General features: G+C 43.4%; 14 protein-coding genes. 13 read left to right on the top strand and 1 reads right to left on the bottom strand.

From position 1 onward, the window contains the following. Positions 1 to 58: 58 nt before the first annotated feature. From MKY01_RS08160 to MKY01_RS08195, 8 genes are all read left to right on the top strand, one after another. Entirely contained in the window at positions 59 to 274 is a 216-nt protein-coding gene (locus MKY01_RS08160) for a hypothetical protein (RefSeq protein WP_339286187.1), read from the top strand. 43 nt (positions 275 to 317) lie between these two features. After that, entirely contained in the window at positions 318 to 866 is a 549-nt protein-coding gene (locus tag MKY01_RS08165; RefSeq protein ID WP_339286188.1) for an HAD-IIIA family hydrolase, read from the top strand. Between the two features lie 20 nt (positions 867 to 886). Further along, positions 887 to 1,360 carry an NUDIX domain-containing protein gene (locus MKY01_RS08170; RefSeq protein WP_282318894.1) on the top strand — a complete coding sequence of 158 codons (474 nt, stop codon included), beginning with the start codon at positions 887 to 889 and terminating at the stop codon, positions 1,358 to 1,360. Between the two features lie 1,034 nt (positions 1,361 to 2,394). Then, the gene (locus tag MKY01_RS08175; RefSeq protein WP_339286189.1) at positions 2,395 to 2,901 is read left to right on the top strand and encodes a hypothetical protein; all 507 of its coding nucleotides are present in this window, start codon (positions 2,395 to 2,397) and stop codon (positions 2,899 to 2,901) included. A gap of 430 nt (positions 2,902 to 3,331) precedes the next feature. Beyond that, positions 3,332 to 3,940 carry a MepB family protein gene (locus tag MKY01_RS08180; protein WP_339286190.1) on the top strand — a complete coding sequence of 203 codons (609 nt, stop codon included), beginning with the start codon at positions 3,332 to 3,334 and terminating at the stop codon, positions 3,938 to 3,940. Between the two features lie 15 nt (positions 3,941 to 3,955). Next, a complete protein-coding gene (locus MKY01_RS08185) occupies positions 3,956 to 4,312 on the top strand; it encodes a hypothetical protein (protein WP_339286191.1) in 357 nt (118 codons plus the stop codon). Between the two features lie 91 nt (positions 4,313 to 4,403). Continuing rightward, a complete protein-coding gene (locus MKY01_RS08190) occupies positions 4,404 to 5,258 on the top strand; it encodes an MBL fold metallo-hydrolase (protein ID WP_339286193.1) in 855 nt (284 codons plus the stop codon). A 158-nt stretch (positions 5,259 to 5,416) separates the two neighbouring features. After that, positions 5,417 to 6,274 carry a hypothetical protein gene (locus tag MKY01_RS08195; RefSeq protein ID WP_127544787.1) on the top strand — a complete coding sequence of 286 codons (858 nt, stop codon included), beginning with the start codon at positions 5,417 to 5,419 and terminating at the stop codon, positions 6,272 to 6,274. 131 nt (positions 6,275 to 6,405) lie between these two features. Here MKY01_RS08195 and MKY01_RS08200 read toward each other — a convergent pair whose 3' ends face one another. Next, positions 6,406 to 7,389: a cation diffusion facilitator family transporter gene (locus MKY01_RS08200; RefSeq protein ID WP_127544781.1), complete on the bottom strand. Its 984-nt coding sequence runs from the start codon at positions 7,387 to 7,389 to the stop codon at positions 6,406 to 6,408. A gap of 291 nt (positions 7,390 to 7,680) precedes the next feature. Between MKY01_RS08200 and MKY01_RS08205 the strand changes: the two genes are divergently transcribed. The 5 genes from MKY01_RS08205 (at position 7,681) to MKY01_RS08225 (ending at position 12,304) form a co-directional block, all read left to right on the top strand. Then, on the top strand, positions 7,681 to 8,358 hold the full coding sequence (locus MKY01_RS08205) for a response regulator transcription factor (protein ID WP_282322204.1): 678 nt from the start codon (positions 7,681 to 7,683) through the stop codon (positions 8,356 to 8,358). Next, complete coding sequence (locus MKY01_RS08210; protein WP_339286196.1) at positions 8,355 to 9,731, top strand: HAMP domain-containing sensor histidine kinase; 1,377 nt, start codon at positions 8,355 to 8,357, stop codon at positions 9,729 to 9,731. The genes MKY01_RS08205 and MKY01_RS08210 overlap by 4 nt, the downstream gene beginning before the upstream one ends. A 67-nt stretch (positions 9,732 to 9,798) precedes the next feature. Then, the gene (locus MKY01_RS08215; protein WP_282318888.1) at positions 9,799 to 10,929 is read left to right on the top strand and encodes an ABC transporter permease; all 1,131 of its coding nucleotides are present in this window, start codon (positions 9,799 to 9,801) and stop codon (positions 10,927 to 10,929) included. After that, the gene (locus tag MKY01_RS08220; RefSeq protein ID WP_282318887.1) at positions 10,926 to 11,603 is read left to right on the top strand and encodes an ABC transporter ATP-binding protein; all 678 of its coding nucleotides are present in this window, start codon (positions 10,926 to 10,928) and stop codon (positions 11,601 to 11,603) included. The genes MKY01_RS08215 and MKY01_RS08220 overlap by 4 nt, the downstream gene beginning before the upstream one ends. Before the next feature lie 164 nt (positions 11,604 to 11,767). Beyond that, a complete protein-coding gene (locus tag MKY01_RS08225; protein WP_282318886.1) occupies positions 11,768 to 12,304 on the top strand; it encodes an NUDIX domain-containing protein in 537 nt (178 codons plus the stop codon). Positions 12,305 to 12,324 lie beyond the last annotated feature (20 nt).

The following is a 12,324-nucleotide window of genomic DNA, read 5'->3' on the forward strand; positions in this document are numbered from 1 at the left end:
TGGTTTTCGAAAGAGTTTTATGACTTATTATTTTGACAGCAAGGAGTTGAACACCATTTTGGAGTTTTATGGAGCTTTAGTAGTATCACTTATATGTTTAATTGTCGTTCTTATCTTTGCAGCAATTGTACGTTATGCGATAGATTCATCCAAAACATCGAAAAAGCTGGATGTATTAATCAAAGAAGTACACTATCTGAAAACTGAAATTAAAAAATTGCAACACCATAAGCAACAAGATGGTGGTAAGCATATTATTGATGAGAAAGTATAGATGAACGACAAGACTTGAAATTTTTCTAAGAAGGGAACAGACCATGATGAAACCACAGGGAAACGTACAAGCTGTTTTTATAGACAGAGATGGAACAATTGGTGGTACAGGTCATTTTATTCATCCGAGAGATTTCAGGTTATACCCCAATGCTCAAGAAGCAATTATGCATTTAAAACGAGAAGGAATTATGGTACTGGCTTTTACGAATCAATATCGAATCTCACGTGGAGAAGCGAGTGTTGAGGATTTTGAAGAGCAATTTCGCGAGTACGGATTCGATCACTCCTATATATGTCCGCATGAGCAAGAATGCAGTTGCAGAAAGCCTAAAATCGGAATGTTATTACAGGCATCAGAGGAACTCGGTCTGGATTTATCCAAATGTATCGTTATTGGAGATGTAGGAGATACAGACATGCTTGCTGCCCATGCCGTAGGAGCGACCAAGATCATGGTGAGAACAGGCTGGGGGGAATCTTCATTAACCAAATTCAGAGACAAATGGACGGAGACCGAACCTGATTATATCGCAGAAGATATTTGGGATGCCGTACAATGGATCATTCATGGAAGGGAATTCAGAGAATAAAAGACAGGAGGTACCTGTGTATGGGCATGTCAGACTATTACAAAAACCTGAGGGACAAGATCGGCAACGAGCTTGTTTTTATGCCGGGTGTAGCTGGGATTATCCGAAATGAACAAGGGAAGATCCTGTTCGGTCGTAAACATAACGAATCAACCTGGGGGCTGATTGCTGGAGCAATCGAGCTTGGTGAGACACCGGCGCAAGCGATAGTAAGAGAGGTACTGGAAGAGACAGGTCTAGTTGTTGAACCGGAGAAGATTATCGGAATATACGGGGGTGAAGCCAGACGGTTTACATACAGCAATGGTCATCAGGTTGAATATTTGACTATCGTATTTGAATGCGGGATCAGATCCGGACAACTTTCTCCCGATAATGAGGAGATGAAGGATTTGCAGTTTTTCCCGGAGGATCAGCTTCCACCCATGGCAAACCAGTACCCAGATTATATTTTTAGTTCCAACCAAGAGGAACGGGCGCATTTTGAAAGATAATCCATTGAACCTGTATCGAAATAAAATAGAAATGATCGATATGGAGTGGACCAGCAGTACATTTGGTTATATATCAATCCCGGTGTTTCTCATGGGTGTAATCGTTTATTTTTTTTCAGATATTCTATATAAGTGTTTCGTCCTCTTGAGATACAGACGTATTAAACCCAATTGGGAATTTGAAGACAATCCACCGAGCAGTGAGATTCCAAGATGGGTAGAAGTGCTATTAAAAGTAATTGGAAGTATTATGATGATGTTGGGGATTTTATGGTTTTGGTTTTCGGAAGAATTTTACGATTTTTGGTTTTGAGAAATGAGTGAGAATAACCCTAAAGGAAGAGTGGTCTTGAGAAGTTCAAAATACACACCGTATTATAGTTACATTGGCATTGTTTTATTTATCCTAACCCTAGTAGTAAATTTAAGTTTTAGATTTAGAGTGTCTTCGGATGAGGGCGTACTCTTTTTATTGTCTGTTTCAAATGCTGGATTATTGCTGTTTACTTTGGGATGGGGAGTATTCGGAATTATAGAGGTATATTTAATATTGAAAACAAAGACTAGACTTAAATCCCGATTACATTATGGTAAGATCAGTACAGAAGAGTATATGATTAATCAGAGAAATTTTACATTCAGTTTCGTTGTAAGTATAAGTTATCTGGTTTTGATTTTAATTCAAATTGGATACGTCATTATACATTGGGACGAGATTAATGTTTAAGAAGAAATGTAATGACTTGTATTAAAGTTTTGCTCTATTGAGCTAAGAGCAGTAGAACAAACTATGCCTACAGGAGAGAATTAAAATTAATTATCAATGGCAAATCAAAAATGTACTAGATGAATGGACATGCCCATCCGAAATTGGAAAGGTAATTAAGGGGAATGTATTCGCTTTTGAACAATATCTTATCGTTGAAAATGCGTACATAGATACAATCATGGCGTTTCTAAAGGAAGCAGGACAGCAGACTCTACGGGCTATTCAAGTATCGGATCGATCGATCTCACAAGAAGATAAACGATCTGTGTTATATGAAGAAGAATTTAGCGACATCGGTATTAAGGAAGATATGACGTATAGCATTATTGAAATTCGCACGATATGTAAGATGATATTAAGAAATTATGCTGACTGTCAATTGTATGCCAAAGATCATTTTTTTGTGCATTTTGGTTGGGACTATTATATGTTCATCGGTAGTAGTCATGATTCATATCAGGCCATTAAATTTGCTGAAAGTAAAAACTTATTCGTTGAAGAATGTACTTCACCCTATTATTTTGAGGAATCTGATGTAACAAGATCGGTTGAATGGAGTGAAGTGGGCGCAGATGTTCCAGTCATTATTGGTGAAGAGGAAGTTCAACATGTTTCATTAGAGGAATACCGCGAGGTATTTGGTTTATCAGAAGAGCATCCTGTTTTTGGATATTTTAGAATAATGCAAGATCATCAAGATTTCTTTCAATCCAAGTTAAAGCATAAGTTGGATTTCACTAAATATAGGTATGGACTATGTGCTAGATGTTAATGCGAATAAGCCGCTTTGCTAACGTGCAATCGATAGTTGAATCCAAGAAGGCATAGCATCGGTAACTAATATTCAAGTATTGGGCTTTACCTTCGCTAATGATGATGTTCTTTTTCACATAGAGGGGGTTAGCGCTGAGATTTATAGTGAAGGTATTCGTAAGAATGAAGTTCAAGTGATGGCAGTAACTAGGAAATCTGAAGTTGCAGAATTAATAGAACGATTAAGCAAAATCAAACCAAGCAATCATTCACTGCCACTAGACGGAAATTATATAATCTTTTCAATTCTCAATAGTCATCAAGTTGAATACGTAGCGCTCGTATTTGAATGCAGGATCTGTAATTTTCCCCTGTACATCATCTTCCACCTCACGCCAAAAAGCATCCAGATTATGTGTTCAGTTTCAAACAGGAAGAGAGGGAGCATTTTGTTGAATAATCAAATGGGGAGTTTAAGAAGACCTTATAATTTGGATGAGAAGAATAGTTCGAACAGCCATAATTCATGGATGACCTCAGACAAGCACCATGGTGACTTACTTGCCAGTAAAGAACTTATCTATGACAAGTGTGGCTTTGTATGCTCACAACCACATGAAGAAGCACAAAATGCTGAATATGGTGCATATGTGTTCACCATAAATGCTCTCTCCATTCGATTTCGCGTCGCCAAAACCACGCCAACCAAGATCGGACAATTTGTTACCCTATGGCAGCGGAGTGAGGATGGAACGACACAGCCATATGATGGATCAGATCCAGCAGATGTGTATGTCATTAGTACACGCGCAGGTAGCCACTTTGGGCAATTTGTATTTCCGAGGCATGTATTGTTACAGCGAGATATCATATCGGACCAAGGCAAAGGTGGCAAGCGCGCCATACGTGTATATCCGCCTTGGGACAAGCCAACAAGTAAACAGGCTCTAAAAACGCAACAATGGCAACTGGAGTACTTTTTGGAAGTACCTTTTACTGAACCATTGAACTGTGATCAAGCCCAGGCACTTATGATAAACCATTATAATCACCTATGATTTAGGAGTGTGGTCATGATCGTATTAACGTCAGCAATAGCATTTACCTTCCTGATCCTAATCGTGATTCTCTTTCAAGTTGCTTTAGCGGTAGGTGTGCCGTGGGGCGAGTATGCTATGGGTGGGAAGTTTCCCGGGAAATACCCCATCTCCATGCGTTTTGCCTGCATAGTTCAGATTGCGATTTTGGCATTCATGGGTATCATTGTTCTGAGTAAAGCAGGGTTGTTTTGGCCTCAGTGGTCTGTTTTTGCAGAGACAGCAATCTGGTTTATCGTCGCGTATTTAGTACTTGGGACGATTTTGAATCTGATTACGAGAAGTGTTTGGGAACACAGATTGAAAGAGGTGATTCCATTGGTAAATCCATAAACGGAGAAAAATCCATGTATTAGCTTGAATAAGCATGCGGTTTTTCTCTGCCTATGATATGAAAATAATCATATAGAGGAGAAGAATTGACATGTTAAAACAATTAAGCGATTCCATTTATTATATGTCCAACGATAATGATAGAGAAAGACCGGTACTAGGCTTGGTGTGTGGGGAAAAACATAGTCTGGTGATCGATGGTGGAAATTCGGTTCAACATGCCAGAGATTTTATCGAGGAAATTCGATGCTTAGATGTGCCGCCCATTCAGTATGTGGTTATTACTCATGCGCATTGGGATCATTTTTTGGGAATGAATGAATTCGGTGCGACGATCATCGTTAATCGTTTAACTAATAAGCGCTTGAATGAATGGAGAGATTATTCATTTGATGATGCTACACTATGTAAGTATGTAGAGGCCAAAAAGATTAGTGCACACTGTATGGCGGTTATACAGAATGAGATACCTGAAAGGGAGTCTTTTGTGTTGGGTAGATCGGGTATCGTCTTTGAACAATACCTCCAGATCGATCTAGGAAACAAGGTCTGCATGCTGGATCAGATTCGAAGTACGCATACGGACGATTCAACCATTGTATATATTCCGGATGAAAAGACAATTTTCCTTGGAGACAGTCCGTATTCTACAACGACTCGTTCGTTATTTCATTATAAGCAGGATTTGTTATTACCGATGATACAGGATATCGAGCGATATGATGCGGAGCACTTCTTGTTAGGGCACGAGTCCATATGTGATTCTGAAGAGATGAAAATATTCTTCGAACAGCTAATCGCTTGCAGTAAATCAGTGAAAACTGCATCCTTGGAGGAGGCCATAAGTTTGTTTGAAAGAGAACAGCGGCGTGTTCCGGTGGGGGATGAGCTCTTTTTTCTAAAAGCAATGGTTAATGATCGAATCTTGCAGGTCCAAAAAGATTAGATAGTCCTTATATTGTTATCACAGTAATGGTTTAGGCAGGCAGCTGGCTATATAGTCAGCTGTTTTTTTATAGCGGCTCATCTTTGAAGAGCTAACGGACTTAATGAGGTAAACTATAGTGAATATGTATTGCTTTTATAGGGAGGAGAGATCGCTTAATGACAAATTCCTACGAGATACCCCATTTGCTGAAAGAAATCATCACATGGGAGGAAGAGATTAAACAGGAAGTTCCTTATTTGGAGACACCAACAGGTTATTTTCTACAATTTGATCCACATGATAATGGCGGGTATATGAGTTCTCCAGTTGACGCAATCATGTTTGCACGTACCGGAATGGGTGGTATTCATTTCTCCTTCTTGACTGATTTTGGAAATGTTACTGATTTGAGTGTAGTGCCTATTGTTCGGGTTGATCCCATGGCTTTTGGAAGTTATGCGAGGATTGTAGCTAGAAATATTAGAGATTTTTTTGCCTTTGGATTCTCGGGACATGAGGGACTTCTGTTGAATGAATTTGAATCGAAACAACAATATTTGGACTACGTTAAGGAGCAAGAGGACAACACGAGCGAAAGTGAGTATTTTGACAAGAAAAAGTGGGACCGAGAACAAGAGAAGGTGAGAGATTTGGCTGTGCAACGTTTTGGATTTCAGCTTATCCATGACGGATACTCCTATAGTAAGGAAGTTCGGCAAACAAGGCGAAATGAAGTTATTTTAGATACCTTAGATGGTCTTGGTGTTGGAGTGGGAGATGCATTGGTGGATTACTCCAAGAGAGTAGTTCCTCATCCGTGGCATGAGAAGGAAATTTCGTATGATCAAGATGAACAGCTTATATCCTATATCTCCAGTGCAGAGCAGGTAGGACTGTTTAGTTTATTACGAGATGTTCAGGCACAAGGATTCGATAATAGTGATGTGTTTCGAGCGATCCACAACCGATTTGTTTCGCTTGGATTGTCTGTGGAGGAACAAATGCTGGCACGTTATTTACACAAGTTATATTGAATGTAAAATATAATTTTGGTGGCAGGCAGCCGGTTTGCAGAGAAGTACTTACTAAATAAATAACAGGGCAGAGCTCCATCTTACGGAGCTTTGCCCTGTTTTCGTTTGCACTATCAGTAACGTGGAATTAATTAATGGTGATGATGCGCATGGGCATCTGGTGCGTCGCCTTTGACGGTACATAATACCGAGGTGTCATGCAGATGTTTTTCGGACTCTACTTGGAGCGTCACATGTTTGATTTCTTTATGTTCCAGCATATGTTCAATCTTCTGAACCAGGATCTCGGATGCATAGACATCCATCGTTCCATCCACCACGATATGAGCGGTCAGCGCGTTCAAGTTACTGGTGATGGACCAGACATGCACATCATGAACACCTTTGACGCCATCGACTTGTTTGATGGTCTGCACCAGTTCATTCACATCGACATTGGCTGGAGTGCCTTCCATCAAAATATGCAGGGATGATTTGGTGACATAGAAACCACTTCGTAATACCAACGCCGCGACAATTACACTTGCAAGTGGATCGGCCCAACCCCAGCCAAAGAACATCATGAGCAGGGCTGCCGCAATGGCCCCAACCGATCCCAGCATGTCGCTAATGACATGGAGATAAGCACCGCGCATATTCAGATTATTTTCCGTATCACTACCTCGCATCATGATCCAGGCCACCAGAATATTGATGAGCAACCCAATGACGCTGATGATCAACATGCCTACGGTTGCGACTTCTGGCGGGTTGATGAAACGCCCAATCGCTTCGTAGAAAATGTAGAGTGCAATGGCGATTAACGTAATTCCGTTTAACGTAGCGGCCAAAATTTCAAATCTTCTGTATCCGTACGTTTTGCCAGTATTCACCGCTTTTTCACCAAAGGTGAACGCCAGCAAAGCGATCCCGAGCGCAATGGAATCGGACAACATATGACCTGCATCCGAGATAAGCGCGAGACTGTTGGTGATGAATCCACCAATGGCTTCAACGATCATATAGATGGTAATAATAATGAAGGAAAACAACAGGACTTTCTTGTTATTGGTGGTGTGAGCGTGGTTGTGTCCATGATCTTGCCCATGGTTATGACTGTGATGATGTCCGGACATATAAATCCTCTCCTTTGGAGCCTTGCTCCGTTATGTAATATGATTTCTAGTGTGGAATATAGATGATTTTTGGCAATGTGTGATCATCTACAAATGAATATATGAGCGTTCGTTCATATGTTATGGATTTATTATAGTTCTGCCTCTTAGTAGTGTCAACCAGATTTAAGAAAATATAAACATGTCCAGGGTGTCTCCATGCATGTGCTGGCGAATAAGATTGCTTTTATGCTACCATCTGTGCAGGATCAAAGTGAGATATACTCGCTACATAGAAGGGCGGACAACGATATGAAACATCTGCTGCTGGCAGACGATGATGCCAATATTCGAGCACTCCTGCGGCATGTCATGACTAAAGAAGGGTATCGGGTCCATGAAGCGCAGGATGGATTGGCAGCGGTCAAACTGATGCAAGAAACGCCGATCGATCTGGCGATCCTCGATGTGATGATGCCCGGCATGGACGGACTGGAGTTATGTGATTACATTCGGCAGCACTACGATATTCCAATTATGTTGCTGACGGCACGAGATCAGCTATCTGACAAGAGAGATGGTTATTTGAAAGGAACAGATGAATATGTGACCAAGCCATTTGAACCGGAAGAATTAGTCTACCGGGTAAAGGCGTTATTTCGTCGGTACCATCGCACATCCAGCGATATTATCCGTATGAACCGGATCGTCATTGACCGTAACAATGTGGAGGTTACCGATGGGCAATCCATTCTCTTTTTACCGATGAAAGAATTTGAATTACTCTCACAGCTTGCCCAGTTTCCAGGCCGTTTGTTCTCGCGGGATGAGCTCATTCGGCTCGTTTGGGGAGCAGACTACGAAGGAGATGACCGTACCGTTGATGTACATATCAAGCGATTGCGTGATCGTTTTGCCGATTATACGGACGATTTCATCATCCAGACTGTGCGGGGTATTGGTTACAAGATGGAGGTGAAAGCACCTTGAGGACCTTGTACGTCCGGGTATTCCTCATTACAATTGCCGTGATTATGGTCAGCGGCATGCTTGGTTTTCTTTTGTCCAACATCTACTATCATACAAAGCTCAAGGATTTCAATGATGAGAAGCTGGTGGGCATCGCGATGCAAATGAAGCAATTTGTGGAACAGCAACCCGGTACAATGGAGGATTATCTGAACAATGCTGCCGCACTCGGGTACGAAATCTATGTGACGGATGGAAAAGGCAACGACCAATTCTACGGCCGCGAATTCCGTGAGAAAGATCTGGACAAGCAAGTTGTAGAACTGGTGTTGAATGGTGAGGTATACCATGGCGTCGCCCAGTTTCCAAGCAAACCGTTCATTACCGGCTTCTTTGATAATCAATTAAGCAATACCGTGGGTGTTCATCTACAGCTAGGCAATGCGAATTACGCCCTCTTTATGCGTCCGGATGTAATTCTGCAATTCGGTGAGCTGCGGATCTTTTTTGCGCTGATTGGAGCATTGACGATAGGTATTAGTATCCTGATCTTTCTGATCAGTACCCGCTATCTGGTCAATCCGATTGAACGTCTGTCCGAGGCAACCAAACGGATTGCGCAAGGAAAATATAATCTGAAATTGCCTACCGCAAGGCGGGATGAGATTGGACAGCTGGCCCAGCATTTCATGACCATGAGTCGTGAATTGGAAAGGGTAGATCAGGCGCGACAGCAGTTTGTATCGAATGTATCGCATGAGATTCAATCACCGCTGACCTCGATTCAGGGTTTTGCCCAATTGGTGGCGGATCGGGATCTGCCTGAACAGGAACGGGAGCACTATGCATCAATCATAGAGGAGGAGAGTCGTCATCTCTCTTTGCTCAGCAAACAACTGCTTCTCCTGTCTTCCCTTGAACAAGGCAACGAAGATCTGTCCAAAGTAAAGTTCTCTCTGCGAGATCAATTCCGGCAAGCCGTTCAGGTGCTGCAATGGCAATTAGAAGAAAAAGAACTGTTGCTTCGGATTTCGGTACCCGAATCCATCCAGCTGGTTGGCAATGAAGTGTTGCTCATGCAAGTTTGGATGAATCTACTGGGCAATGCGGTGAACCATCTACCACAGGGAAGAAGCATTGAGATTCATGCCGAGCAGACAGATAACCAGTGTGTGATTCAGATTCGGGATACAGGAGACGGAATTGCTGCGGAGCATCTGCCTTTCCTGTTCGATCGATTCTATCGGGTGGATCGTGCGCGGGAACGTTCTTCTGGACGAACCGGGCTTGGACTTGCCATTGTGCAGAAAATTATCCGAATTCATGACGGTACAATCGAGGTTTCCAGTTCGCCTGAGGGTACGGTCTTTATCGTGACACTTCCGCAGATGTAATCTGTTATTCATTTGCCGTTCATTTTCGCCTCCTATACTTGGATTATCAAGAGGGAGGTCACAGAACATGTACTTGGCTATTCGGGAAATGAGGTATGCCAAAGGGCGCTATGCCTTAATTGCTACAATCATGGTACTGGTTTCATTTCTGGTACTGTTTGTTACAGGTCTTGCACAGGGGCTGGCGTATGATAACGCAGCTTCGGTCAAAAATATGGCAGCAACCCACTTTGTGCTGGAGCAGGATTCGAATCATCGGTTCACCCGGTCACAAGTGGATCAGGATCAACTTAATCAAGCTCGCTCCGTGGTGGGGCAAGAGAACGCTGAGCCACTCGGTGTGAAAATGACAACCGTCAGTCCAACCGGCGACACAAAAAAGATCGATGTCACGCTGTTCATGGTTAATCCGGAGGGCTGGCTTGCTCCAACGGTGACTGAAGGGTCTCCGATTACGGATCAGACAAAAGGGCAGGTTGTGGTGGACCAAAAGTTGTCTGAATCTGGTGTCACGATTGGTACCGTTCTGGTCGATCAAGCTTCGGGAACGGAGTGGACCGTTGGTGGATTTGTACAAAATGAGTCCTTCAGTCACTCCCCAGTGGTGTTCCTGAATGAACAGGAATGGCTTACGCTTCAAGGAGGTTCACGAACTTCGCAAGGTTCAGCAGACACCAATGCCAATGCTCCGATATACAATGCTATTGCGATTAAGGATGGGGGCGATCAGGTAGACCGCCTGAGTGTTGCAATGCCTAATACGGAAGTCATCACAAAGTCGGATGCTGTATCGGCCATTCCTGGATATAAGGAAGAGCAGGGATCGTTGCTCATGATGATCGCTTTTCTATATGTCATCTCGGCGTTTGTGCTTGCGGTATTCTTCTATGTCATCACGATTCAGAAAACGAGTCAGTTCGGGATATTAAAAGCCATTGGAACGCGGAATGCTTATCTGGCGGGTAGTGTTTCGTTACAAGTCTTGGTTCTGTCGGTTGGCAGTCTGGTCATTAGCGTACTATTGGTTCGACTGTTCGAGTCCATTCTTCCTGCATCGATGCCGTTTCAATTAGGCTTGTCCACCCTCGCACTGACCTGTGTGTTATTCATACTCATGTCTGTGGCGGGTTCGTTATTCTCGGTGTGGAAGGTTACCAAAATTGATGCACTTGATGCGATTGGGAGGACAGCAGCATGAGAAACCGATTGGTATTACAGGGAATTACACAGACCTTTGAAGATGGCGGCAGCAAACGCACGATTCTGGACAAACTGGACCTTGAGGTTGCCGAAGGGGAACTTGTGGCCGTAATGGGGCCTTCCGGCTCGGGTAAAAGTACATTCCTGTCCATTGCTGGCGCACTTCTTGAACCTACGGAGGGGCAGGTTCTACTGGATGGGGCCTCGATTATGGGTAAAGGCAAACAGGAGATATCCGATATGCGGCTTCAGCAGCTCGGTTTTATTTTTCAAAGTGCTAACCTCATTCCGTATCTGAAAGTAGAAGAACAACTCATGGTGGTCGCAAAGCTCGCCGGAACGGAAAAAAACAAGGCGGAGAAGCGCGTTCATGAGCTATTAGACACGGTAGGCTTGACCCATCGGCGGAAGGCGTATGCGGAGAAGCTGTCTGGCGGGGAACGTCAGCGGGTCGCTATTGCACGGGCCTTGATGAACGATCCGGCTGTTCTGCTCGCGGATGAACCAACAGCCAGTCTGGATGCGGAACGTGGGCTGGATATTGTAGGCATGATTGCACGGCTCGTGAAAGAGCAGGGCAAGAGTGCAGTGATGGTTACGCATGATGAGCGGATTTTGCCGCTCTGTAGCCGGGTTCTTTTTTTGGAAAAGGGAAAGTTGGTACAGCATTAGAAGGAGAATGGTCTGAGAGTCTGGAGAGAACACTGATTCAAGGCTTAAGGGCAGAGAGCGTAAGAAGAGGGTCACGTACTCCCCGGTGGGAAGGTGGCCTTCTTTCTGTGTTTTCGACTATAATTGGAAGAATAGTGGAATTAGATAGAGAGGATCGGGTGCGGATGAGTAGCTTGAGTGCGGAACTATTTCCGGCGCTGAGTACGTCGATTCATTGGGGAATTATTGAGGCGGAGTTCAGATTGAACGACATCGTGGATGAAAAGCTGGTGAGTAATATTAGCATCATTCCGTTTGTCGGGGATCAATGTGTTGTCTTCCAACTGGATAATGGAGCCTGGGAGCTGCCTGGGGGGACGCTTGAAGCAGGTGAGCATTATATGGATGGGTTAAAACGTGAACTGATGGAGGAACTTGGGGCAGAAATGCGGTCCTATCAGATCTTTGGTCAATTCTATTGCACATCCAGTGCTTTGGAACCGTATCGACCGCATATCCCGCATCCCCATTTTGTACGAATCATTGGATATGGAGATGTTGAACTTGTCGGTGATCCGCTGAATCCGGAAGATGGCGAGCAGGTGGTTGCAGTTGAAGTAGTAGAGATTGATGAGGCGATCCGAAGATTCCAGGAACAGAACAGGCATGACATTGCAGAAATGTACAAACTGGCTCATATGCTACGAGAAGAAGCTAAATAGTATTTTTATAAATTAGAACA

Origin of the sequence: Paenibacillus sp. FSL R5-0486 (genome assembly GCF_037975155.1) — a bacterium.
Classification (GTDB): Bacteria; Bacillota; Bacilli; order Paenibacillales; family Paenibacillaceae; genus Paenibacillus; species Paenibacillus amylolyticus.

Excerpts from the sequence above, each read along its gene's own strand:
- MKY01_RS08220 (WP_282318887.1), top strand. The coding sequence starts at position 10,926 with ATGAGAAACCGATTGGTATTACAGGGAATTACACAGACCTTTGAAGAT.
- MKY01_RS08195 (WP_127544787.1), top strand. The coding sequence starts at position 5,417 with ATGACAAATTCCTACGAGATACCCCATTTGCTGAAAGAAATCATCACA.
- MKY01_RS08205 (WP_282322204.1), top strand. The coding sequence starts at position 7,681 with ATGAAACATCTGCTGCTGGCAGACGATGATGCCAATATTCGAGCACTC.
- MKY01_RS08170 (WP_282318894.1), top strand. The coding sequence starts at position 887 with ATGGGCATGTCAGACTATTACAAAAACCTGAGGGACAAGATCGGCAAC.
- MKY01_RS08225 (WP_282318886.1), top strand. The coding sequence starts at position 11,768 with ATGAGTAGCTTGAGTGCGGAACTATTTCCGGCGCTGAGTACGTCGATT.
- MKY01_RS08200 (WP_127544781.1), bottom strand. The coding sequence starts at position 7,389 with ATGTCCGGACATCATCACAGTCATAACCATGGGCAAGATCATGGACAC.
- MKY01_RS08165 (WP_339286188.1), top strand. The coding sequence starts at position 318 with ATGATGAAACCACAGGGAAACGTACAAGCTGTTTTTATAGACAGAGAT.
- MKY01_RS08185 (WP_339286191.1), top strand. The coding sequence starts at position 3,956 with ATGATCGTATTAACGTCAGCAATAGCATTTACCTTCCTGATCCTAATC.
- MKY01_RS08215 (WP_282318888.1), top strand. The coding sequence starts at position 9,799 with ATGTACTTGGCTATTCGGGAAATGAGGTATGCCAAAGGGCGCTATGCC.
- MKY01_RS08190 (WP_339286193.1), top strand. The coding sequence starts at position 4,404 with ATGTTAAAACAATTAAGCGATTCCATTTATTATATGTCCAACGATAAT.